This is a genomic window from Spirillospora sp. NPDC048911, from assembly GCF_043198015.1.
Lineage (GTDB): Bacteria > Actinomycetota > Actinomycetes > Streptosporangiales > Streptosporangiaceae > Spirillospora.
On record NZ_JBICUD010000007.1, the window covers coordinates 503748 to 527271 of the forward strand.

General features: G+C 68.4%; 20 protein-coding genes. 8 read left to right on the forward strand and 12 right to left on the reverse strand.

What is annotated here, in order from left to right:
• Positions 1 to 2: 2 nt before the first annotated feature.
• The 8 genes from ACGFNU_RS31955 to ACGFNU_RS31990 form a co-directional block, all read right to left on the reverse strand.
• A complete protein-coding gene (locus tag ACGFNU_RS31955) occupies positions 3 to 1295 on the reverse strand; it encodes an MCE family protein (protein ID WP_392599635.1) in 1293 nt (430 codons plus the stop codon).
• Positions 1295 to 2137: an MlaE family ABC transporter permease gene (locus ACGFNU_RS31960; RefSeq protein WP_392599637.1), complete on the reverse strand. Its 843-nt coding sequence runs from the start codon at positions 2135 to 2137 to the stop codon at positions 1295 to 1297. Before ACGFNU_RS31960 ends, ACGFNU_RS31955 begins: the two co-directional genes overlap by 1 nt.
• Positions 2138 to 2140: 3 nt before the next feature.
• The gene (locus ACGFNU_RS31965; protein WP_392599754.1) at positions 2141 to 2908 is read right to left on the reverse strand and encodes an MlaE family ABC transporter permease; all 768 of its coding nucleotides are present in this window, start codon (positions 2906 to 2908) and stop codon (positions 2141 to 2143) included.
• Between the two features lie 186 nt (positions 2909 to 3094).
• Entirely contained in the window at positions 3095 to 4099 is a 1005-nt protein-coding gene (locus ACGFNU_RS31970) for an ABC transporter ATP-binding protein (protein WP_392599639.1), read from the reverse strand.
• Between the two features lie 15 nt (positions 4100 to 4114).
• Complete coding sequence (locus ACGFNU_RS31975; RefSeq protein ID WP_392599641.1) at positions 4115 to 4786, reverse strand: hypothetical protein; 672 nt, start codon at positions 4784 to 4786, stop codon at positions 4115 to 4117.
• Between the two features lie 57 nt (positions 4787 to 4843).
• Entirely contained in the window at positions 4844 to 6844 is a 2001-nt protein-coding gene (locus tag ACGFNU_RS31980; protein ID WP_392599643.1) for a hypothetical protein, read from the reverse strand.
• 96 nt (positions 6845 to 6940) lie between these two features.
• Entirely contained in the window at positions 6941 to 7618 is a 678-nt protein-coding gene (locus tag ACGFNU_RS31985; RefSeq protein WP_392599645.1) for a hypothetical protein, read from the reverse strand.
• Between the two features lie 469 nt (positions 7619 to 8087).
• On the reverse strand, positions 8088 to 8987 hold the full coding sequence (locus ACGFNU_RS31990; RefSeq protein ID WP_392599647.1) for a hypothetical protein: 900 nt from the start codon (positions 8985 to 8987) through the stop codon (positions 8088 to 8090).
• A gap of 517 nt (positions 8988 to 9504) precedes the next feature.
• On the opposite strand from ACGFNU_RS31990, the gene ACGFNU_RS31995 reads away from it, so the two are divergent.
• The 3 genes from ACGFNU_RS31995 (at position 9505) to ACGFNU_RS32005 (ending at position 13812) form a co-directional block, all read left to right on the forward strand.
• A complete protein-coding gene (locus tag ACGFNU_RS31995) occupies positions 9505 to 10746 on the forward strand; it encodes a PucR family transcriptional regulator (RefSeq protein WP_392599649.1) in 1242 nt (413 codons plus the stop codon).
• Positions 10747 to 11094: 348 nt separating this feature from the next.
• The gene (locus ACGFNU_RS32000) at positions 11095 to 12342 is read left to right on the forward strand and encodes a PucR family transcriptional regulator (protein ID WP_392599651.1); all 1248 of its coding nucleotides are present in this window, start codon (positions 11095 to 11097) and stop codon (positions 12340 to 12342) included.
• 630 nt (positions 12343 to 12972) lie between these two features.
• The gene (locus ACGFNU_RS32005; protein ID WP_392599652.1) at positions 12973 to 13812 is read left to right on the forward strand and encodes a hypothetical protein; all 840 of its coding nucleotides are present in this window, start codon (positions 12973 to 12975) and stop codon (positions 13810 to 13812) included.
• Positions 13813 to 13830: 18 nt separating this feature from the next.
• On the opposite strand, the gene ACGFNU_RS32010 is transcribed toward ACGFNU_RS32005, so the two are convergent.
• Positions 13831 to 15291, reverse strand: a complete 1461-nt coding sequence (locus ACGFNU_RS32010; protein WP_392599654.1) for a flavin-containing monooxygenase — start codon at positions 15289 to 15291, stop codon at positions 13831 to 13833.
• Between the two features lie 121 nt (positions 15292 to 15412).
• Between ACGFNU_RS32010 and ACGFNU_RS32015 the strand changes: the two genes are divergently transcribed.
• Entirely contained in the window at positions 15413 to 16030 is a 618-nt protein-coding gene (locus tag ACGFNU_RS32015) for a TetR/AcrR family transcriptional regulator (RefSeq protein ID WP_392599655.1), read from the forward strand.
• Here ACGFNU_RS32015 and ACGFNU_RS32020 read toward each other — a convergent pair.
• Positions 16011 to 16775 carry a TetR/AcrR family transcriptional regulator gene (locus tag ACGFNU_RS32020; protein WP_392599657.1) on the reverse strand — a complete coding sequence of 255 codons (765 nt, stop codon included), beginning with the start codon at positions 16773 to 16775 and terminating at the stop codon, positions 16011 to 16013. The two genes, ACGFNU_RS32015 and ACGFNU_RS32020, sit on opposite strands and share 20 nt — an antisense overlap.
• 109 nt (positions 16776 to 16884) lie before the next feature.
• On the opposite strand from ACGFNU_RS32020, the gene ACGFNU_RS32025 reads away from it, so the two are divergent.
• Genes ACGFNU_RS32025 through ACGFNU_RS32035 form a run of 3 tightly spaced genes read left to right on the forward strand, consistent with a single transcriptional unit; the run spans position 16885 to position 19893 of the window.
• Positions 16885 to 17991: a ferritin-like domain-containing protein gene (locus tag ACGFNU_RS32025; RefSeq protein ID WP_392599659.1), complete on the forward strand. Its 1107-nt coding sequence runs from the start codon at positions 16885 to 16887 to the stop codon at positions 17989 to 17991.
• Positions 17992 to 18039: 48 nt separating this feature from the next.
• Entirely contained in the window at positions 18040 to 18903 is an 864-nt protein-coding gene (locus ACGFNU_RS32030; protein WP_392599661.1) for an SDR family NAD(P)-dependent oxidoreductase, read from the forward strand.
• A gap of 9 nt (positions 18904 to 18912) precedes the next feature.
• Entirely contained in the window at positions 18913 to 19893 is a 981-nt protein-coding gene (locus ACGFNU_RS32035) for a diiron oxygenase (protein WP_392599663.1), read from the forward strand.
• 71 nt (positions 19894 to 19964) lie between these two features.
• Here the strand turns inward: ACGFNU_RS32035 and ACGFNU_RS32040 are convergent, their stop codons facing one another.
• Both ACGFNU_RS32040 and ACGFNU_RS32045 read right to left on the reverse strand, forming a co-directional pair.
• Entirely contained in the window at positions 19965 to 20681 is a 717-nt protein-coding gene (locus tag ACGFNU_RS32040) for a 4'-phosphopantetheinyl transferase family protein (RefSeq protein WP_392599665.1), read from the reverse strand.
• A gap of 359 nt (positions 20682 to 21040) precedes the next feature.
• Positions 21041 to 21835, reverse strand: a complete 795-nt coding sequence (locus ACGFNU_RS32045; RefSeq protein ID WP_392599667.1) for a hypothetical protein — start codon at positions 21833 to 21835, stop codon at positions 21041 to 21043.
• Positions 21836 to 21961: 126 nt separating this feature from the next.
• Between ACGFNU_RS32045 and ACGFNU_RS32050 the strand changes: the two genes are divergently transcribed.
• The gene (locus ACGFNU_RS32050; RefSeq protein ID WP_392599669.1) at positions 21962 to 23524 is read left to right on the forward strand and encodes an ATP-dependent DNA ligase; all 1563 of its coding nucleotides are present in this window, start codon (positions 21962 to 21964) and stop codon (positions 23522 to 23524) included.

Genomic DNA, 23524 nt, shown 5'->3' on the forward strand with positions numbered 1-23524 from the left:
GCTCACTGGCCCGCCCCCTCGAAGGTGACGCGGGTGCCCCGGTAGATCGGGCCGAGCAGCGCACCGGACCAATCCGGCAGTTCCTCGGGTGCCTCGCGGAGCGCGGGCGCGCTCAGCTCGTTGATCACCTGGGTCTCGCCGGGCGAACCGGTGATCGTGCCGACCGGCAGGACGCCCGGCTTGCCGAGCTTCGGAGTCGAGCCGCCGCCGGGGTCATAGGGCACGCCGTAACAGTGCGGACCGGTGTCCTTGAGGTAGCGCGGCCGGTCGACCCCGGGCCGGTAGCGGCCCTTGTGCTGGACGGTGTTGATGTTGACGTGCACGCCGGGCTTCTTCGTGCCCTTGCCGAGGGCCTTGTCCATCAGCGGGACGAACTTGGCGATCGACGCGAACGTGCAGGGGAACTCCGGCGAGTACTTGGCGAGCGTCTCCAGCGAGTCGCGCGAGACGCGGGGCAGCTGGATCCAGTTGTCCTGGTTGCGGCGCAGGAAGTTCGTCAGGTCCCGCGCCGCGCGGGTCGTCGACTCGTACCCCTCGGCGAGGTTGGCGCGCTGGTCGACGATCGTGCGGGACGTGGTGACGAAGTCGGTCAGCCCGTCCAGGATGTCGGGCGTCGCCTGGCTGTAGTTGTCGGCGAACTGCGCGACCTCGACCAGGTTCTGGTTGAGGGCGGGCAGGTGCGGGTTGAGCTCCTTCAGGTACGCCTCCAGGGTGACGAGGTTCCGGCCGAGCCGGTCTCCTCTGCCTTCGAGGGCCTGCGCCATCGCCGTCAAGGTGGCGGAGAGCTCGGCGGGCTTCAGCGCGTTCAGCAGGCGCATCGTGCTCTTCAGCAGGTCCCGCAGCTCGATCGCGTTGCGGGTCATGTCCTCGGAGATCACCGATTCGTTCCGCAGCGCCGCGGCGACCACGTTCGCCCGCGGGTTCATCCCCTGACCGGCAGGCGGGACGAGCGCGACGTAACGGGCGCCGAACACCGTCGTCGGCAACAACTGCGCCGCCACGTTCGACGGGACCCGCTTCGCGTCGTCCGGCCGCAGCGCCAGCCGCAGCCGGGCGCCGGACCCGTCGGCCGAGATCGACCGGACCTCGCCGATCACCACGCCGTGCAGCTTGACGTCCGCGCCCCGGTGCATCTCGAACCCGGCCGTGGACGTCCGCAGCGTCACGAACGTGACGTCGGTGAACCGCTTCTGGTAGATCGCGATCGACAACGACACCAGCAACACCGGGACGAGCAGGAACGCGACGCCCAGCAGCCGGCGCCGGAGCGTCTCGTACGGCTTCACCCTCGCCATCAGCCGGTCACCTTCACCGTGGTCGTGGCGCCCCAGATCGCCAGGGAGACGAAGAAGTCCGTCACCGAGATCACCACGATCGCGGTCCGGACCGCGCGGCCGACGGCGACGCCTACCCCGGCCGGTCCGCCGACCGCGCGGTAGCCGTAGTAGCAGTGCGCCAGGATCACCATGACGCTGAAGATCAGCACCTTGACGAACGAGAGCACCACGTCCTCGGGCGCGAGAAAGATATTGAAGTAGTGGTCATAGGTACCGGCCGACTGCCCGTTCAGCAGCACCGTCACCTGGCGGGACGCGATGTACGACGACAGCAGCCCGATCCCGTACAGCGGGATGATCGCCACCACGCCCGCGATGATCCGCGTGGTCACCAGGTAGGGCAGCGAGGGGATGCCCATGCCCTCCAGGGCGTCGATCTCCTCGTTGATCCGCATCGCGCCCAGCTGAGCGGTGAACCCGGCCCCGACCGTCGCCGACAACGCCAGCCCGGCGACGAGCGGAGCGATCTCACGCGTGTTGAAGTACGCGGAGATGAATCCGGTGAACGCCGACGACCCGATCTGGTCGAGCGCCGCGTACCCCTGAAGACCCACGACCGTGCCGGTCGCCAGCGTCATGCCGATCATCACGCCGATCGTGCCGCCGATGACGCCGAGCGCGCCCGACCCGAACGCGACCTCGCTCAGCAGCCGCAGCGCCTCTTTGAAATAGCGGTGGATCGCGCGCGGCGTCCACAGCAGCGCCTTGATGTAGAAGCCGAGCTGGTCGCCAGGCTGGTCCAGCCACCGGAACAGCCGGGACGGGTTGCGCGCGTAGTCGCGGAAGGTGGTCGACGCCACTGCTCAGGCCCCCTTCGGCGGGACGACCTGGATGTAGATCGCCGTGATCGCCAGGTTGACCATGAACAGCAGCAGGAACGCGATGACCACCGACTGGTTGACCGCGTCGCCGACGCCCTTGGGCCCGGCCCCCGGATGAAGCCCCCGGTAGGCCGCGACGACCCCCGCGATGAACCCGAAGATCACCGCCTTGGCCAGTCCCACATAAAGATCCGGAAGCTGAGCCAGCGCCGAGAACGAGGCGAGATAAGCCCCAGGCGTCCCGTCCTGGAGAGCCACGTTGAAGAAGTAGCCGCCCGCCACACCCACAACGGACACGAGCCCGTTCAGGCAAAAGGCAACCATCATGCACGCGAGCACCCGAGGCACGATCAGACGCTGGATCGGCGAGACGCCCATGACCTCCATGGCGTCCATCTCCTCGCGGATCGTCCGCGACCCAAGGTCGGCACAAATGGCCGACCCAGCCGCACCTGCAATCAAGAGCGCCACAATCAATGGCGCAGCCTGCTGCACCACCGCGAGCACCGAGGCGCCACCCGTGAGCGACTGTGCCCCCAACTGCTTGGCCAGCGACCCGACCTGCAACGCGATAACCGCACCGAACGGGATCGATACCAGAGCAGTGGGCAGGATCGTCACCGAGGCGATGAACCAGAACTGCTGGATCAACTCCCGCACCTGGAACGGCCGCTTGAACGTCATCCGCACCACGCTCGCGGCCAGCGCGAACATCTGCCCGGTCTGCCGCAGCCCCCCGGCGAGCGGCATGTAGTCGGACGGATTCACCTTGACCGGCTGCACACGCGGCCGCACCGGCTCAGAGGCCGGTGGGGGCGGAGGCGGCGCGGACGGCGGGGGCGGCGGCCCCTGCGGCGGGGCGCTCACGCTCCACCTGCTTGGGTCTTCTTCAACATCTGCTACCTCGAAAGGTGCGTGGGGGTAGGGGCAGGGGTGTCAGGCCGAGGCCCATGGAACGGCCGGCGGCCCTCCCGCAGGCCGCTTCCGTTGCGCGTTGAAAATCGCTTCCTGGGCTTCCTGGGGAAGCAGGTGCACGTTCGCCATGACCCGCTCGGATCGGCGGACGGCGCCCATACGTTGCGGCAATCCCGCGGACGGCTCCAACTGCGGCGGGATCTCCATCTCGCGGACCTTGAGCCCGCCGAACCGCTCGGCCTCAGCCGCCAACGTGGCAGCGTCCTTCTCTTCACTCATGCCGATGGGCCCGTGCCGGTTGCCGCGCAAGAACTGAGCAACCACGGGATCTCGCGAGGTAAGCAGCACTTCCCGAGGCCCGAACGTCACCAGGTCCCTCCGGAAGAGCATCCCCATGTTGTCTGGCACGGTAGACGCGATCTCAATGTTGTGCGTAACAATCAACATAGTGCAATCAGTGCGCGTATTAACGTCGATCAGCAACTGCGAAAGATAAGCCGTGCGCACCGGGTCAAGCCCCGAGTCCGGCTCGTCGCACAAAATAATCTGCGGATCCAACACCAGCGCCCGCGCGAGTCCGGCCCGCTTGCGCATGCCGCCCGAGATCTGCCCAGGCAGCTTGCGCTCCTCACCGCCGAGCCCGACCATGTCCATCCGCTCCAGCACAATGCGGCGGATCTCCTTCTCAGACTTCCGCGTGTGCTCCCTTAGCGGAAACGCGATGTTGTCATACAGGTTCATCGACCCGAACATCGCACCGTCCTGGAACATCAGCCCGAACTTCTTGCGCGCCGCGAAAACCTTCCGATCCGAATCCCCGACCATGTCAACGCCATCGACGAGAACCCGCCCCTTCTCCGGCTTCAGAAGCCCGATCAGCGACTTCAAAAAGACGGTCTTCCCCGTCCCCGAAGGCCCCAGCATCACGCTCACCTCCCCCGCCGGCAAGGTAAGCGAGACATCCCGCCAAATGGTCTGACGCCCGAACGACATCGTCAGCCCCTCAACAACAACCTCGATCCCCATGTCAAATTACTCCGCTCACGGGCTCGTCAGCGTCTGGACAGGGTCGAGCTTGAACCTGTTTCCAGTGACCACGATCTTGTCGCCGTTCTGTGCGATATTGGTCGGACAGTTCGAATTGACGTTCACGGCCTCAATGTTCGTGCCGTCGAGCGTGACCTCGCCCGTGCCGTTGCTGTATGAGACCTGGATCTCGCCCTCCACCCCGGGCGGTCCCCTGAAATCCGCTTCGCAGCCATCGTCGAGCCCGACGACCTTTGCGGTGATGCCACCGGCGTCCCGGTTCGTGAAAGTCCCGCGAGTGACACCGGTCAGCGCGTTGTAGGACTCCGCGTTGAATTCCAGCGGCAGATCATTGACGAGCAACTGGGTAGCGAGTCCACTCGGCCCTTCACAGATCGTCGGGTCACCGGTGAAACCGCCGAAGCGAACGGTCTCCATGCTCGCGATCTCCTGACCCGGCAGTCCCGAGCCGCTCTTTCCGGTCACGCGAAGCTCGGTGTCCGAGCAGCTGATGTAACCGCCCCGACTCTCGAAGCGCACGAAGAAGTTGCCGACGTTCGTCGCAGTGATATCGCCGCCGGGCAACAGCGTCCAGGTGAGCTCGGCGGCAACCGCCACAGCCGCCGCTACTGCAATCGTTCCGCCCGCCAAAGAGGTGCCGAACAAAGTACGGACGGTCCTGCGCATTTCTACCTCCTCCAACTCGACCTGAAACGCATCTACTGATCCGGGCTCCGCATGTTGCTAGGCCAGCTTGGCCGTGATGGTGACCTCGGGGGTGACGAGCGGGTCGATCTTTGTCGTTATCGCCCGGCCCACGGCGAAGCGTTCGTTGCACTCAGGTGCCGTACTGGCCGAACTCAGAACGGCCGGGCGGTGCCGAAGCGAGAAGGTATGGCTCGTGTTGTTGAAGAAGATATCCCAGCGGAGATTTGGCCTGACCTCGCAGCGGACCGTCCCGGTGCCGGTGGCGCGAGGGACCATGTACGACATGATGAAGGTCGAAGCAGAAGGTGGCACGATACGTGAAATCTGCGTTTTCGGATCATATTCTTGGGCGAACATGGAAAGACTTGGAACCGTTGTAAAGCTGATACCGGTGATCCCATTGGTGCCCGAGCATGAATTGGCGGTGGGCCTGGTGAATCCGATCCGTCCGATCTGCGCACCGAGAACTTCGGGCACGGTGGTCACGGTCGAGGCCACCCGAGGGCAGGTGATCGTCGCTCCGGTCGTTGGATCTGTAACCGCGAAAGGCACGGGGTCCGGCCTCAGAGTCGCACCGAGCGGAGATACCTTCCACTCCTGAGGTGTGTCGTTGCAATCTTCCAATGCGTCACCTGGATCGCAGAGCTGACTCTGGAAAACGCTGACATGGTTGCCGCTTCCGGAAGTGCTCGCCGTGAGCAGCGGACTCAGGTCCTCACTCACGCCACAACCGGTGAAGCGCGGAATCTCTAGAAGCGCGTTCTCGACGGTCTTGTAAGTGCCGCCGGTGGTGACGCCGGCCCCGGGCGGTAGATCACCCTTCAGCTTCAGGAGCATTTCTCCGACGTTGGAACATGCTGTGCCTGGGTTTATCGGAAGTCCGTTGACTCGGATTTCGGAGACCTTCACCTTGACCTTTGAGTTGGCGTAGCTCAGGGTCCGAGCGGGGAGCAACGAATCGCGATTGCCGTAGATTCGACCGAACGACATGATGCCCGTCAGGCGGTCCTGCGTAATCTGAGTCTTCACGGTGGTCGGCATGAAGCCGAAGCCCAGCATCGTGGCCGTGGAAGAGGCTGCCTCCGTCGCGGCCAGGTGGTATTCGACCTGCCAGTTGTGAGGGTTGTCAGGAGTGCTGGGCTGGTCGTCCACAACTCGCCGGATCGTAGTGTCCGCCTGCAGTCCGGCTCCAACGGGGGCCGCTCCGCCCAGCTTTCGAACGTTGGAGTACCCAACTAGCTTCCCGCACTTGAGCTGCGGCGGCTGCCCCTCTCCCGTGTCATGGGACACGGTCTCGTTGGGCCAGGGCTCAGAGAAGAGCGAGTTGTCACGCTCACCTTTCGGATGGGTGCAACGCTCGATCGCGGGTTCGTCGGCGGCGGCGTTCGGAAGCGGTCCTGACCGGCCCGACCGGCCTGACTGGGCTCCTGGGGTCGTGACCTGGACTCTGGCGATCGAAGTTTTGCCCTCTGGTGTGCAAGTCAGCGGGGTTTCGGCTTTCCCTGCCGCCGTGTCGGGTGTGGTGCTCTCCTGCCGCAGCGACAGAGCGAGGCTCTCCGCGGCGAAGTCGATGGTGCCGGCGACCGAAGGGATCACGTCCGGCACGGCGATGGCACCCGTGAAGGCGAGTCCGGCGCCGCCGCCAGGAGCCGCGGTCAATACGAGGTCGGGCCAGCCCAGGTCGGCCGTCTGGCCGTTCTGGCGAGCCGTCGTCGTGAGCGTCGCGCTCCCGGTGACAGGGCCCGGCTCCGGTCCGACGAAGGATTCCGCCAATGCCGCTGGGACGACGATCCGTGCACCGAGCTTGCTGAAACGGACCGGCTTTCCAGGAGCGACCCGTTCCTTGACGCTGCCCGTGAGCCGGACCGTGACCTTTTCGGCGGGCTGGCCCGAGCCCGCCCTCGTGCAGGCGAAGGAGACCGCGGAGCCGAACTCCTTGGCCTCGGCCGTGGCCGGCGAAACGACGATGACCAGACCGGCGACCGAGGTCGTGATGGTGATCGCGGCGACCGAGCTCCGGTGCTGTGTCCATCGCATTCGACGAGGCGGCTTTCTGCTCGAGGACGGGGGCGAGAGGCCACGCTCCCCCCGGCGCGGGAGTGAGCGTGGCCGCTGCGGTTGAGACGCGTCAGGTCACGGGCTGGTGAGGGTCTGGTTCGAGCTCAGCTGGAAGGTGCCCTCCAGTGCGACGACATCGCCGTTCTGGATGAAGTTCGCCGGGCAGTTGCCGTTGACGTTGGTGGCCACGAGGTTGCCGCCGCTCGTCGTGGTCAACCTGTCGGTGCTGTTGGTGAACGTGCCGGGAATCTTGCCGGGCTGGCCGTTCGCACCGACGAAGTCGGCCTCACAGCCGTCGTCGAGACCGATCAGCTTGCCGGTGATTCCGCCCGCGTCGGCGTTGGTGAGCGCACCGGTGGTCACACCGGTGGTGGGGTTGTAGGAGACCGCGTCGAGTTCAAGCGGAAGGTCGTTGACGATGATCTGAACGGCGAGGCCGGACGGGCCTTCACAGATCTCCGGGTCGCCGGTGTAGCCGCCCATTCGCAGCGACTCGACGCTGGCGATTCCCGTGCCGTCGAGGCCGGAGCCGGACTTGACGGTGCCGGAGGCCTCGGCATCCGAGCAGGACACGATCGCGCCGCGGGTCACGTTGCGGCCGATCAGGTTGCCGACGTTGGTGCCGGTGATGGCGCCGCCGGGGTTGCTGGTCCAGGTGGCGTCCTCGGCGCTGGCCGAAGGTACGACGGCCAGGGAGAGGACGGTCGCGGTCGCGGCGGTGGCGAGGACGGAGGTGCGGAGGAGCTTACGCAAGGGATTTCCCTTCTCGGGGTGGAACGCGCTTGTTCGAAAAGAGGGACGCGGAGTAGGGAACGGCTGGGGCTCTGTTGCGCGAGGCGGCTTCTCCTTAACTGCGGGAACTGATTCCTCCACTTCGGCGGCGGCCTTTGTCAGGCGGCCGCGCCGAAGGCATGGGTGCCCTCTTACCTGGGACCACCCTTGTCCAGGCGGGCACCACGGATGCGGTGGTACGGCTCGTACGTTACGGCCGAGTAGCCCCCGTCAGCAATACCTATTTGACAGAAACCAGGAGGAAAACCAGCCGATGTTCTCGCGCTTTGTCACAAGTTAAGTGTTCGATCGGCACGAAAACGTACGAGAACGAGTACTGGCCAGTAACACAGATAACGAACTGGTAAACACCGGAGAGTAGTCATGCGTGGATAGGGCGGCTGCTCACCCATTTAGGGCAGCCGAAAGGGCTATGTCGCGAGTGCTGTGATCAGCGAAGACGGATGGAGAAGCCCAGGAAGGAGCGCGGTCCCGAGCGACGCTCGCGCCGCTTCGGGAGGCTCGGGAGGTGGGGCTTCGCAGGTGTCTGCCTCGCCGGCTTCGGCTTGCGGCGCAAGGTCGGTGCGACCGCCAGCTTCAGGGGGCGGCGGGCGCGGTAGAAGACGGCGATCACTGCGGCCAGGAGCACGGTCAGCCAGGCGCTTTGGGCGCTGGCGAGCAGGCCGAACGCGTCTACGGCGTCGTCTGTCGCGCCGGTGAGGCGTGCGGTGGGGCCGAGGCTCGTCTGCTGGGCCACCTGCGGGGTCTGGACGGGCGAGACCTGCGGGAGCTGCACTCCGTTGCCGGGAAGCCGCTGGAACGGAAGAGACTGCGGCTTGGTGTTCGGCAGCGGAGTCTTCGGAGTCTTGCTCGGTGGGAGCTTGACCGGCGGTTTCGTCTTCTTCGGCGTGCTCGGGTTGGTCTTGGAGCCGCCGCCACCGGGCTTGCCGGGGAGCTGCACGATCTTGGGGACGAAGCTGACCGAGGCGGAGTCGGATGCCGTGCCGGTCGAGGACGCGGCGCTCACTCTGAGCGTGACGACGCGGGCCTTGCGGATGTCCGAGGGAGCCGAGACCACGAAGGTGACTGTCTGCGAATCGGTGAGGCGGCCGAGGGTGCAGCCCGTCCGGCACTGGCCGGAGACCGTGCCGCCGGTCGCGCTGGCGCCGGTGATGCGGGCTTTCGCGACGGTGCCGCCGGTGGCGGAGAGGGTGGCGGTCACCGCGACCTGAGTGCCCGCCTTCGCGCTGGCGTCGGTGGCCACCACGCTGATCGACAGCTTGCCCTCGGGCTCTTCGGTCCGCGTCGGAGTCGGCTCGGGGTCGCTCGCGATAGCGGGTGCCGGAAGCATCAGCAGCGTTGTCGCAGATAGGGCGGCTAGAAGGGTTCGCGTGCCGACTGTTCTGAGCACGTGACTCCCTTCCGGCTGGCCGTGGTTGTACGCGAGGACATTACGACCAAGACCAACGACTCTCAATAGGAATCCGCAGAATCTCGCCCAACGGCTCTGACCAGGGCTTCTTCGGTGTCAAATGCTGAGCGTTCGATCTTTCAAAACTCGTCAAGGCTTAGTACTGGCTAGTAATTGTGACTCCAGAGGTCGGCCGGGACGCCGTTATCACTAACTCAGCGCCGCCAAACATTTGCCTTATCCGGGTCCGAGTACTCGCAGGTAATGTCGGTCTAAACCCTTGTCAGAACCCGTGGGTAGACCTATGTTTCACGTGCTCCAGTGCACGGTTTCGGGAGTGAGCTCCCCCTCCACGGCGCGCTCCCGGCCATCGTTGCTGCCCGGTCGCCGCCGAGGGCCCGGTGACCGGACGTTCGCGCGCAGCGCCCAGCGGTCCTCACGCGGAGAGGTGTGTTTCATGACGCAGGCGCTCGAGCTCCCCGGACCGGCGGAGCCCGACCCCGTGCAGGTCCCGCCGCAATTCGCCCGCCTGATGTGGGCTGAGCTCGAAGACGTCATCAACGAGGTCGTGCAGGAGATCCGGCGCGCCATTCCCGAGTACGACCGGCCGGAGAACTCCGCGTACGACCAGATCCTGCGGCTGGGCGCCGAGAAACTGCTCACCGCGTACATCGAGCGCATCGCCGACCCCGCCGCCCCGCTGACCGAACGGGACGAGACCTGCCGCGCGCTCGGGCATTTCGAGGCCGTCGAGGGGCGCAGTCTCGACCACATGCAGGCCGCGTACCGCATCGCGTTCCATATCGCCTGGCGGCGCACGGCCGCGGTGGCCGAACGGGAGAAGATCCCGTCGGTCATCGTCACCACGATGGTCGAGTCGATGCTCACGTACATGGACGAGGCCATCACCCAGACCCGGCACGGGCACCGGCAGGCGATGGAGCACGCCGACCTGCGGCGCCGCGAGCACCGCAAGCAGTTGCTGCATCTGATCCTCCAGCAGCCGGCGGTCGTGCCGGAGGCCATCGAGGAGCTGGCGCGGACGGCGTCGTGGCCGCTGCCCGACGAGGTCACGATGGTCGCGATCCATCCGGACGCGCCGTGCACACTGTCGGCGCTCGACGCGGACGTGCTGATCGATCTCGACTCCCCCGGGCCGTGCCTGCTCGTCCCGGGCCCGCTCGACCGCAACCGCAAGAGCATGCTGGACGCGGCGTTGTCCGAGGCCAGTTCGGTGCTCGGCCTCACCCTTCCGCTGGACAAGGCGACGCATTCGCTGCGCTGGGCACGGCGGGTCCTGGAGCTCGCCGAAGAGGGCATCATCCGGGACGGCTCTCTCATCCCCTGCGAGCAGCACCTGATGACGATGTGGCTGCTCTCCGACGTCACGCTGATCGAGGAGCTCACCCGCCGGCACCTGGCCCCGTTCGAGGACATGTCGGACGGCCACCGCCGCAAGCTCACCGAGACGCTCGCCGAGTGGGTCACCACGCGCGGCAACGCGGTGGAGCTCGCCGACCGGATGAACGTCCACGCGCAGACGGTTCGTTATCGGCTCCGGCAACTGGAGAGCTATCTCGGCGAGAGCCTCGCCGATCCGGACACACGTTTCTCTCTGGACGTCACATTGCGGGCCGCCAGCCTGCACCGGCGGCGTCACCTGGGACGACGCGGCACCCCGGGCGACCGTGCCGACTAACGGGCGAGAATGGTGAGGTGAGCAAGCGCTTGGTAACATCCGGGATTATCAACTCGCGATGACCGAAGGTGAGTACCAGCCGGGACCGATCAGCCGTTACGGACCGCCACGCCATGATCACGAGCGAACGATTTTACGTTCGCTTTAACTTCCGGCGGCGGTATCCCACTTAATGTCAGTGTGCTCCAACTCACATAACCAAGCGCTCGGGGGACGCGCAGGGGTCCCCCGCTCGGCGCGTCCCTTCCGGGACCTGATGCCGTACTGACACACGGCCGTACGAGACCGGCGACCCCGCCGCGTCTCGGCCAGGCCGTGCCGACGGTGTTGACCTGGAGGTGCCCACCGATGCCCCGAACGCTCGAGACGGGGAGGCCGGAACCGGCGACGTCGCAGCTCCCGCGACGGCTCCTCACCATCCTGCGGCCGGAGCTGCCCAGCCTGGCCGAGGAGATCATCGAAGAGATCCCCCGAGCGCTCCCGGAGTACGACCGCCCGATGCAGGGGCCCTATGTGACGGCCCTGCAGATCGGCGTCGAACGAGCTCTCAACCAGTTCGTCGCGCGGGTGGCGGAGGCCGCTCCCGACGCCCACCGGCACGACGACACCTACCGCCGGCTCGGCCGGTTCGAGGCGCACGAGGGCCGTTCCCTCGACAGCCTTCAGGCCGCCTACCGGATCGGCGCGCAGGTGGCGTGGCGCCGCCTGATGACCATCGCCGCGCGGCACGACCTCTCGTCGTCGGTGATGGCACAGCTCGCCGACGCGCTGTTCGGCTACATGAACGAGCTGGCGTCGCTCTCCCTGTCCGGCTACATGGACGCGCGCCCGACCCAGGTGGAGGACCAGCGGCGCCGGCTCCTGCAACTGATCCTGGCCAGGCGCCCCGGCTCCGACCGCGCCATCGCCGAACTGGCCGAGCTCACCGAATGGAACGTGCCTGACGAGGTGACGCTGGTCGTCGTCCCGCACGACGCGCGCTGCGTGCGCGAAGCCCTCGACGACGACGTGCTGGTCGATCTCACCGCGGACGAGCCGCGGCTGCTCGTCCCGTGCCGCGCCCCGGACGGCCGGCCCGAGGCGCTGCCCGCCGGACGCCGCGCGATGCTCGCCGAGGCGTTCCCCGACGGCGGTGTCGCGACCGGGCTCACCGTGCCCCTGGAGCACGCCGCGGACTCGCTGCGGTGGGCGAGGCAGGCGCTGACGTTGATCGAGGCCGGAGTGCTTGACGACGGGCCCGTCACCTCGTGCGAGGACCACTTGGTCACGCTGTGGCTGCTCGCCGACTGCGCCCTGGTCGACCAGCTCGCGCGGCGGCATCTCGGCGGAATGAACGAGCTCGAGCCCGGGCAGCGGGAACGGCTCCTGGCGACGCTCCACACCTGGCTCACGACCCGTGGAACGGCCGCCGAAATGGCCGATGAACTGCACGTTCACCCGCAGACCGTGCGGCACCGGATCAAGCGCCTCGAAAAAGAGCTCGGCGGCCGGCTGACCGATCCCGACGCGCGCTTCGCCATCGAGATCGTGCTCCGTGCCATGTCGTTGCGCGATCGTGTCCGTCCCGGGTCCGGAGATCGACCGGAGGAGCACTGAGACACTCACCGGATGACAATTCATCGATCATCCAGAAGGTCGATTTCGCGTTCGGCACGAACTCCGTTCGCAAGGGTTGATAAGCGTCTCCGGTCCATGTTGATATCGAATGAGGCTCCCTTTATTTGATATTTCTCGACATGGCCCGGAGGTGTGGAGGAAGTGCCTGTCCTCTCGGCACGCGGCACGGTCCTGGCAGGGCTCGGCGCGGCGGCGATCCTGGCGGCGAGCTCTGCGACCCCGGTGGCCGCCGAGCCGTCCCCCAGTCCCTCGACGACGACCGCGGATCCGACCCCCAGTGAGAATCCGCCGTCGGACCCACCGCCCTCGGACCCACCGCCCTCGGATCCGCCACCGTCGGACCCGCCGCCGTCCGACCCTCCACCGTCGGACCCACCGCCCTCGGACCCACCGCCGTCCGACCCACCTCCCTCGGATCCACCGCCGTCGGACCCGCCGCCGTCCGACCCACCGCCCTCGGACCCGCCGCCGTCCGACCCACCGCCTTCGCACGAGCCCAGCGATCCACCGCCGTCCAACCCGCCTAAGGATCCACCGACCAAGCCACCAACGAAGCCACCGACGAAGCCGCCGGCCAAGGGCGCTCCCGAGCTGTCGGCCGGGCTGACGATGAGCTATCCGGTCGTGGCTCCCGGCGGCTCGGTGACCGCCATGGTCCGGGTGTCGGCGAGCAAGGCGAACGCCACCGGCGCCACGGTGCGGCTCTCCGGCTCCGGAGTCTCCATCAGCCCTGGTTCGCAGAGCCTCGGCACGGTGACCTCGGCCGGTGCGAACGCGCTGGCGACCGTGAATATCCCGGACACCGCCAAGCACGGCGTGATCACGATCTCGGCCACGGTGTCGGCCGCGAAGGCGGCGAGCAAGACCGCGTCCGCCACCGTCGTCGTCACCGCCAAGGAGAACATCGCGCCGCCGCCCGGTACCGGCCCCGCCTCGCCCGGCGCGCCGGGCTCCTCCGGCGGCGCTCCGGGCAGCGGCGGATTCAACCCCTTCAGCCTGCCGCCCAGCCAGGTCGCGCTGCCGCCGGTCGCCTCACCGCAGATCGCCCCGGACGCGCAGCCGATCCTCTCCACGGTCGCGCTGCGGGCGGGCACTGAGCCCGCCTTCGACTCCAAGGACCTCGCCGCGCTCCAGGCGGGGTGGCTCGCGGCATTGGCGGCGTCAACGGCGTTGCTCCTCGCCAGGCTGCAGATGTCCCGCCGTCGCCGGGCCTCCGCCCTGCGGACCCGCCGGGCCCACCACGTCCTCTTCCTGCCGTACGGGCCCAAGCTGCCGAAGGGCGTGAAGGTGCCGAACGGGGTCGAACTGCCGAAGGGCAAGAAGCTCACCGCCGCCCGTCTGCGGGCCCTTCCACCACAACCGGCGCGGCCCCCGAAGCCGCCCGAACGCGAACGCTCCGTACGCGTGGTGTGGGTCCCGTTGCGAGCCCCTCGTATCGCCCGTCCGTAACAAGACCTGGCCTGAGGGCTACCTGCTGATGCGGTAGTCCTCGGGCTTGGCCTTGCGCGAACCCGCCCAGAACTCGAAGGTGTGTCCCGGCCAGAGCGTGCGGTTGACGCCGTTCTCGTCCAGGTACCAGCTCTGGCAGCCGCCTTCGCTCCAGACCGCCTTGCGCAGCCGGTTGTGCATGCGATCGTTGAACGCGCGCAGCGCGGCGGGCTTGGGCTCGATGGCGTCGCCGCCGGTGTCCTGGAGCAACGTGAGGCAGCTGAGCACATGCTGGATCTGCACCTCGATCATGAAGACGACCGAGTTGTGGCCGAGGCCGGTGTTGGGGCCCAGCAGCGTGAAGAAGTTGGGGAAGCCGGGGTAGGTCGTGCCGCGGTAGGCCTCGATGCCGTTCGCCCAGAGCTCCTGGATCTTCAGCCCGTTCCGGCCGACGATGGTCTGGTCGTTGAGCGCGTCGGTCACCTTGAAGCCGGTGCCGTAGATGATGGCTTCGACCTCGTGCTCCCGGCCGTCCTTGGTCACGATCGAGTGCTCGCGCACCTCGGCGACACCGCTGGTCTCGACCTCGACGTTGGGGCGGGCGAGCGCCGGATAGTAGTCGTTGGACAACAGCACCCGCTTGCAGCCGATGGTGTAGTCCGGGGTGACCTTGGCGCGCAGCTCCGGATCGGCGATCTGCCGCTTGATGTGCCAGCGGGCGAGCCGCTCCATCGGTCCCGACAGCCGCGGGTCGATCGTGAAGCCGACGGCGCGCGCCTCCAGCGTCCAGTAGAGGCCGTGGCGGAACGCGCGCGCCGCGCCCGGCACCTTCTCGAACGCCTTGCGGAGCGGCGCCGGGAAGACGCGGTCCGGCTTGGGCTGGATCCACGGCGGGGTGCGCTGGAAGAGCACGAGCTCGGCGACCTGCTCGGCGATCTGGGGCACGAACTGGATCGCGGACGCGCCCGTGCCGATGACGGCGACGCGCTTGCCGCCGAGGTCGTAGGAGTGGTCCCACTCGGCGGAGTGGAAGGCCTTGCCCTTGAACGTCTCCATGCCGGGAAGATCCGGGTACGACGGGACGTGCAGCGCGCCGATCCCGGCGATGACGGCCTTGGGCGTGAGGACCGCCCCGTCGGCGAGCGTCACGTTCCAGCGCTTGGCGTCGTCGTCGTATTCGAGCGCGTCGACCGTGCTGTTGAAGCGGAGGTGGTCGCGGACGCGGTACTTGTCCGCCGTCTTCTCCATGTACGAGCGGATCTCCGGCTGCGGGGCGAACATCCTCGACCAGCCGGGGTTGAGCTCGAACGAGAACGAGTACATGTGGGAGGGGACGTCGCAGGCGCAACCGGGATAGGTGTTGTCGTGCCAGGTGCCGCCGAGGGCCTCGCTCTTCTCCAGCACCACGAAGTCGTGGAAGCCGTGCTTCTTCAGCTGGATCGCCATGCCGAGCCCGGCGAATCCGGAGCCGATGATGACGATGGCCGCCCGTTCGCTCATGCCGTGTCCGCCTTCCGCGTACCGCGTTCCGCCGCCGTGCCGTCCCGGCGCGCGTTACCCTACTCCCGGTAAGTTACCGACAGTAGGTTACTGACGATAGGTACAACAGAGGGGAATCGTTGTGAGCACCGCCACACCGGGCACGCCGCGCCGCCGCCGGATGTCGCGTGCCGAGCGGGAGCGGCAGATGCTCGACGTGGCCGAGCAGGTCTTCGCCGACCGCGGTTACCGGGCCTCCTCCATGGACGAGATCGCCGAGCGCTGCGGTGTCTCCAAGCCGATGCTGTACGAGTACTTCGGCTCCAAGGACGGGCTGTTCCACGCGGCCATGGCCCGGTCGAAGGCGGAGCTGTACGAGGCGACGCAGAAGGCGATGGCGGGCGCGGCCACACCCGAGGACATCCTGCGGCGCGGGATGCTCGCCTACTTCGCGTTCGTCGACGCGCACAGCGCCTCGTTCGCGATGGTGCTCTCCGAGCCGCTGACCGTGCCACCGGAGAGCGCCGGCCTGGTCGAGGAGACCCGGCAGCAGCAGAGCGCGCTCATCAAGGGCGTGCTGAAGTCGTTCGCCCCGGACGCGCCGGACGCCGCCCTGGCGGCCTTCACCGAGATCATCATCGGCGGGTGCGAGCGGCTGGCCCTGTGGCGGACCCGGCACCCTGACCGCGTCAGCGTCGAGGACGCCGCGAACCACATGACCGAGTTCTGCTGGCGAGGACTCAGTCCGTACGCTCCTTGACCCCTGCGTTCAGGCCCGTATGCAGGCCCTTCTGCAGGGCGTCCAACGCGTAGATCAGCATGTCGAGGCCGAACTCGAAGTCGGTCTCGGGATCGTGCCGGGCCAGGTCCGGGGCGAACGCGATAACGTGCGGGAACTCCTCCGGATCGAGCCGCGCGAGCGACTCGGCGACCGGCGGGTGGTAGTCGAGCGCCTTGGCCTGGCCGATCTCGCGCATCTGGGCGCCGAGCGCGTAGGCCATCAGCGCGCGCATGACGCGGACGGACGTCTCGCCGTCGAAGCCGGCGGCGTCGGCCAGGGCGAGGGCGCGCTCGGCCGGCCGGAGCCCGACCGGGGTGTCGATCTTGTGGGTGAACACGATCGTCATGCAGCGCGGGTAGTCGTGCGCGACCTTGCGGAACGCGCGCACCAGCGCCCGCGCCCGGTCGGTGAACGGCTCGGCCGGGTCGTCGGCGAGGTCCATGCCGGCGACCACGTACTCGGCGACCCCCTCGAAGAGCGCCGCCTTGTTGGGCACGTGGTTGTAGAGCGACATCACCGCGACGCCGAGCTCGGCGGCGACCCCGCGCATGGACAGCGCGTCCGCGCCGCCGCGTTCGATCAGCTCGACGGCGGCCCGCACGATGCGCTCACGCGTCAGCACCGGACGGCCTCCCGCGGGCACCGCCGCCGCCGCCGCGGGCGCGGGCGCGGGCTCCCCCGCCGGCCCCTCCGCAGGAGTGACGGAGCTCACTCTCTTGCCCATCGGTCCGTCCCTTTCCCACCGTTGACGCAGGTAAGTATCGCGTGACACGGTACGTACATCGTACGTAAGACGTACAACGTACGTAAGCCTCACCGTGGAGGGTGCGCCCGTGTCGACCCATGACCTCTACACCGAGCCTGTCGACAAGTCCACCTGGCAGGTCCCGATGACCGGCGACGCCCGGTTCACCTGGGAGTACGACGACGGCAGGGACCGGCTGCTCGCCCTCTACCAGAAGGGCAAGGACAAGCAGTGGGACTCGGAGAAGCGCATCGACTGGGATCTGGAGGTCGACCCGCACAACGCGCTCGGCGTGCCCGACCAGTCGCTGGCCATCTACGGCACCAAGTACTGGGACATGCTCAGCGCCAAGGAGATCGGTGAGCTGCGGCGGCACTCGGTCTCGTGGCAGTTCTCCCAGTTCGTGCACGGCGAGCAGGGCGCGATGATCACCGCCGCGCGGATCGTGGAGTCGGTGCCCGACCTCGACTCCAAGTTCTACTCGGCCACCCAGACGATGGACGAGGCGCGGCACGTCGAGATCTTCTCGCGCTTCCTCCAGGACAAGATCGGGATGGTCTACCCGATCAACACCAAGCTGCAGGACCTGCTGACCGAGACGCTCACCGACTCGCGCTGGGACATGCCCTACCTCGGCATGCAGGTACTGATCGAGGGGCTCGCGCTGGCCGCGTTCGGCGTCATCCGCGACATCACCACCCAGCCGCTGCCCAAGCAGATCCTCGCGTACGTGATGCAGGACGAGGCGCGGCACGTCGCGTTCGGGCGGCTGGCTCTGCGCGACTACTACAAGCAGCTGTCGCCAGCCGAGCTCAAGGAGCGCGAGGACTTCGTCATCGAGGGCTGCTACCTGATGCGCGACCGCATCCGCGGCCGCGAGATCTGGACCAACTTCGGGATCGATCCGAAGGAGGTCGACCACATGGTCGAGAACTCCCCCTACATGAGGATGTTCCAGAGCCTGCTGTTCAGCCGCATCGTGCCGTGCGTCAAGGACATCGGGCTGTGGAGCGAGCGCATCCAGCGGACCTACGACGACATGGGCGTGCTGAACATGTCCAAGGCCGACCTCGAAGCCCTGATGGGGCAGGACGAGGAGATCGCCGAGAAGCTCGACGAGGAGCGGTTCGCCGCCGAGGAGGCCGATCGCAAGGCCGAGGTGGACGCGGTCATCGCGGCGGAGACCGCATCCTGAGTACCTTTTGCTGAGATCTTCCTGAGATCCCATCCCTCGGAGGTACTCATGCCCATCGCGCAGTTCGACGGAGCGCTCGCCGTCGTGACCGGGGCCGGCAGCGGCCTCGGCCGGGCCGCCACGCTGGCCCTGGCCGAACGCGGCGCGAAGGTCATCGCGGCCGACATCGATCTTGACTCCGCCGAGCAGACGATCGTCCTGGCCAAGGGGCTGGGCGCGGACGGCGCCGCCTACCAGGTCGACGTGGCCGACGCCGGCGCGATGGAGTCGTTCGCCGCCGAGGTGCGGACCGCCCACCGGGTCCCCGACATCGTGGTGAACAACGCCGGGATCGCCGTGTCCGGCCCGTTCCTCGACACCGGCCTGGCCGACTGGGAACGGATCGTCGGCGTCAACCTCTGGGGCGTGATCCACGGCTCGCGGCTGTTCGGCAAGCAGATGGTGGAGCGCGTCAACAACTTGCCCAACAAGCCGGACAAGCCCAACAAGGGCGGGCACATCGTCAACATCGCCTCCGCCGCCGGATTCGCCCCGTCGCGCCAGTTGCCCGCCTACTGCACGACGAAGGCCGCCGTGGTGATGCTGAGCGAATGCCTGCGGGCCGAGCTCGCCGGCTCGCGCATCGGCGTCACCGCCGTGTGCCCCGGTTTCACCAACACCAACATCCTGCGCAACGCCACGCTGGTGGGCGGGAGCGACGCCGAGCGGAAGCGGCTGCGCGAACGCGGCCAGCGGGCGCTCGAGCTGCGGCACTACCCGGCGGAGAAGGTCGCCGAGCGCATCGTGGACGCGATCACCAAGAACAAGCCGCTCGTGCCCGTCACCTTCGAGAGCCGCCTGCTGCACGCCGTCTCCCGCGTCTCCCCCGGCTCCCTGCGCCTGCTCGCCCGGATACCCGCACCGCTCCGATAGGAGGCCCCCATGGCCACCTCGGCCCCCGGCTCCGTCACCGATCGTCCCCGCGCCTCCACCTGGACCGCTCAGGTCCGCTGCAAGGACGGGAACCACACGCTCGAACTGACCGACCGCGAGGTGGTCGCCGAACGGCTCCTCAGGGCCTCCCGGAAACACTCGTTCGACCCCGACATGGATGTCGACTGGGATGCCCCGCAGGATCCGGACCGGTTCTACATGCCGCCGCAACTCGTCTCGCTCTACGAGACGCCGCTCTGGGAGAAGCTGACGCACCGGCAGCGGGTCGAGCTGAGCAAACGGGAGATGTGCAGCATCGCCTCGTTCGGCATCTGGTCCGAGCTGCTGCTGATGCAGGGCCTCATCCAGCACGCCTACCGGAACCGCTACGACAGCGGGCACTTCGCGTACGCGCTGACCGAGGTCGCCGACGAATGCCGGCACTCGAAGATGTTCGGGCAGATGGTGCGGACGTGCGGGCTGAAGACCCACCGCGTGCACCGCGTCCCGTTCGCGATCGGCAAGGCCGTGAACGCGGTCTACGACCCGATGCCGATGTTCGCCGGAGTGCTCGCCGTCGAGGAGTTCACCGACGCCTTCCAGCGGCTGACGTTCCCGGACGAGGAGATCCAGCCGCTGATCCGCCAGGTCACCCGGATCCACGTCATCGAGGAGGCCCGGCACATCAAGTACGCGCGGGAGGAGCTCAAGCGGCTGATCGTCAGGGCCCCGGCGGTGCAGCGGCGGCTCGCCTCCTACGGCCTCGCCCAGGGGATCCGCCTGATGAGCAGCCAGGTCGTCCACCCGTCCTGCTATCGGGGCGTCGGGCTCGACCCGGCGTTCGCCCGCCGGGTCGCGCTGCGCAGCCCGCACCGCCGCGCCACGATGGCGTGGTCGTTCCGCAAGTGCACGGCGTTCTTCGACGAGGTCGGCTACCTGGACGGCGCCGCCCGCGACGTCTGGATCAAGGCCGGTCTGCTCGCGGCCTGACCCGAATTCAAGATCGCTCAGCCGGCGGCCTGACCTGGATCAAGATCGGTCTATCCACGGGCTGATCTGGATCAAGACCGGTCTGCCGGTGGGCTGAACGGGTCGAGCAGCTCCGCGGCCGGGCGTTCGACGCGCGGGACGTCCGCGGGGTGGTCGAGCAGCGCGAGGCAGGCGCCGTAACCGGGACCGGGGTCCAGGACGTGCATGCTCATGCGGCCGGGAAGGTCCGGCCGGCCTTCCCAGGCGACCAGCCGGGGCGGGTCGGCGGGCGCCGACATGCGCAGGTGCGTGAGCGCGACCCGCAGGCCGTCGCCGGTCGCCTTGAGGGCCGCCTCCTTGCGGGTCCAGTACGCGAGGAGCGCGCCGGGGCTCATCCCGGCCGCCGCCGCGTCCGCCTTCTCGGCGGGGGCCAGCAGGTGCCCGGCGATGCTCTCCGTGGCGCGGCCCGCCTCCTCGACGTCCACGCCGAGCGGACCGTGCGGCGAGATCGCCACGGCGACCCGGTCGCCGGAATGGGACACCGAGACGTGCGGGCCGCCCTCGATGACGGGGCGGCCGTGCGGCTTGCCGCAGTCGGTGCAGGCCCGGTCGATCGGAACGGCCTCCGGAGCCAGCCCCCGTGCCGCCGCCACCGCGAGCCGGGTGACGGCGACGCCGAGCGTGAACCGAGTCCGGTCGGCATCGCGCAGATACCGTTCCCGGCGGCCCCGTTCGACCGGGTCGAGCAGGTCGGCGAGCCCCGGCCGGACATCTCCCAGTGCCGCCCACCAAACTGCAACCGGTTCCACAATCGCTCCATTCCTGGGCCCGCGCCCAACGGACGTCCGTGCTTGACTAATCACATTAGGCGATGTCCCGTCGCGGCATTTCCATTTGGTACACCTAATAGACCGACGCGGGCCGCAAGGCGGTGGTCCACCTTGCGGCCCGTCCTCTGCGGATCCCCACACGCCCCGGGGTCACTTCACCCAGGACACTCCTGCCAGTTGCGTATACACGCCGTCGACCTCCTCCTCCCCACGGGCCGACCGTACCGGGCACCACCCTCCCACCGGGCGGGCCGGTACCGCCCTCCCCTATACCGAAACACCCTAGGAGCGGATGACAGCGCTTATCCCACGTTCGGCCGAATTCGGTCAGAAATGATTCAACTGATACCGGCCAGCACTTCTCGCGCGACGTCCGTGGCTTTGGCGAGACACGTTTGCTCACGCGAATCCGCTTCATTTTTACTCTCGGCGTATTCGCTGTAACTGACGGCTATCACGGCATTGCGGAGCCGCACGGTGACCTGTCCGACGACCGTCGGCTGGCCCTTGTCGACCTTGAACCAGCGGAACGCCTCGTCGCCGAGCCCGGACTGCCGGCCGAGGCTCACCGTCCGCTCGATCGTGGGCTTGCGTGCCTGCGTCCACTGGGCGCTGTAGTAGCCCTTCGCGTCATCGACCGGCGACGTGGACCTGCCGGGCGGATAGAGGTGCGCCTCCACGCGCAGCCAGCGCGAGTCGGCTCCGGTGGACGCGTACGTGCAGGTGGTGAGCGTGCTGTTGCGGCTCTGTTCCTGGCGGCGCGCACCGGGGATGATGCGGCGGACGGTGTTCTGGCCGACCGTGCCGCACGAGTCGGGCAACGCGGTGATCGGCGGTGCGCCCGCGGCCGTGGGGCCCGACGACGGCGACGCGGGCCCCTTCGAGGCCGAAGGCGCGGCCGTCGGCTCGGCGGACTCGGTTCCCCCTCCGCCGGTGGGCGCGGACGACGGGGCCCGCCCCGCCCCCTCACGCTCGTCGCCGCCCGGCAGCACCAGGAACACGACGGCCGCGGCGACCGCGAACGACACCAGCGCGGTCACCAGGGCCGCGACCCGCGGACGGCGGGCCCGCGCCGGCGGCTCCGGCGCCGAATAGACACGCTGGAAAGGCTCAGTCGGACGTGGACGCGCCACTCACCGCTCCTCACTCCCGCGAGCTCCCCAGCCCCTATGCCCGAAAAGGTAATCGGGTGAACGTGCCGCTGACCAGAGGTCCCCCGGTGGAGTCACGTGTCAGACCCTCCGGACACAATGGGAGACGTGCTGCTCGCGGAGATCGCCCGCACGTCCGGCGCGGTGGCCGGCACGTCGGGGCGCAAGACCAAGGTAGGGCTGCTCGCCGAGTGCCTGCGCGACGCGGGTCCGGGCGAGGCCGCCATCGTGGTGGCCTATCTGTCCGGCGACCTGCCCCAGCGCCAGATCGGCGTCGGCTACGCCTCGCTGCGCGACGTGCCCGAGCCCGCCGCGGCCCCGGCCCTGACCGTCCCCGAGATCGACGCCGCGTTCACCGAGATCGGCACCGTGGCGGGCAAGGGCTCGGTCGCCCGCCGCCGCGAGCTGCTCGCCGCCCTCCTCGCCCGCGCCACCCACGCCGAGCAGGACTTCCTGATCCGCCTCCTCGCCGGCGAGCTCCGCCAGGGCGCCCTCGACGGCGTGATGGCCGAGGCGATCGCGGCCGCGGCGCAGGTCCCGGCCACCGAGGTACGGCGCGCGGTGATGCTGCGCGGCTCCCTCGGGCCCGTCGCCACCGCCGCGCTGACGGGCGGCGTCGACGCCCTCCGCACGTTCGGCCTGGAGGTGGGCCGCCCCATCAAGCCGATGCTGGCCGCCGCCGCGCCGACGATGGAGGAGTCCTTCGGCAAGCTCCAGGGCGGTGCCAAGGGCGCCGGTGACGAGGGCGGCGTCGAGGTCGCGGTCGAGTGGAAGATGGACGGCATCCGCGCCCAGATCCATGTCGGCCCGTCCGGCGTCCGCGTCTTCACCCGCACCCTCGACGAGATCACCGACCGGCTGCCCGAGGTCGTCGAGGCCGTGCGCAGGCTGCCCCTCCAGACCGCGGTCTTCGACGGCGAGCTCATCGCGCTGCGCCCCGACGGCGGCCCGCACCCGTTCCAGGTCACCTCGGCCCGCACCGCGACCCGCACCCAGAGCTCCGGCTCGGTGCCGCTCTCGGTCTTCCTGTTCGACATCCTCCACCTCGACGGCGACGACCTCCTGGACGCGCCGTCCGCCGACCGGCACGCGGCGCTGGCCCGGGTCGCCCCCGAAGACCTCCGCATGCCGCGGATCGTCACCTCCTCCGCCACCGAGGCCGCCGAGTTCTTCGAAGAGTCCGTGGCGCTCGGCCACGAGGGCGTCGTGGTCAAGTCCCTCGACACCCCCTACACCGCCGGCCGCCGCGGCGCGGGCTGGATCAAGGTCAAGCCCCGGCACACCCTCGACCTCGTCGTGCTCGCCGTCGAGTGGGGCCACGGCCGCCGCCAGGGCCTGCTGTCCAACCTGCACCTGGGCGCCCGCGACCCCGAGACCGGCGGCTTCGTGATGCTCGGCAAGACGTTCAAGGGCCTCACCGACAAGCTCCTCGCCTGGCAGACCGAGAAGCTGCGCGAGCTGGCCGTCCGCGAAGACTCCTGGACCGTCCACGTCCGTCCCGAACTGGTCGTCGAGATCGCCTTCGACGGCGTCCAGCACAGCCCCCGCTACCCCGGCGGCATCGCGCTCCGCTTCGCCCGCGTGCTGCGCTACCGGCCCGACAAGTCCGCCGCCGAGGCCGACACCATCGACACGGTCAAGGCCATCGCCCCGGTCATCGACAAGGACTGA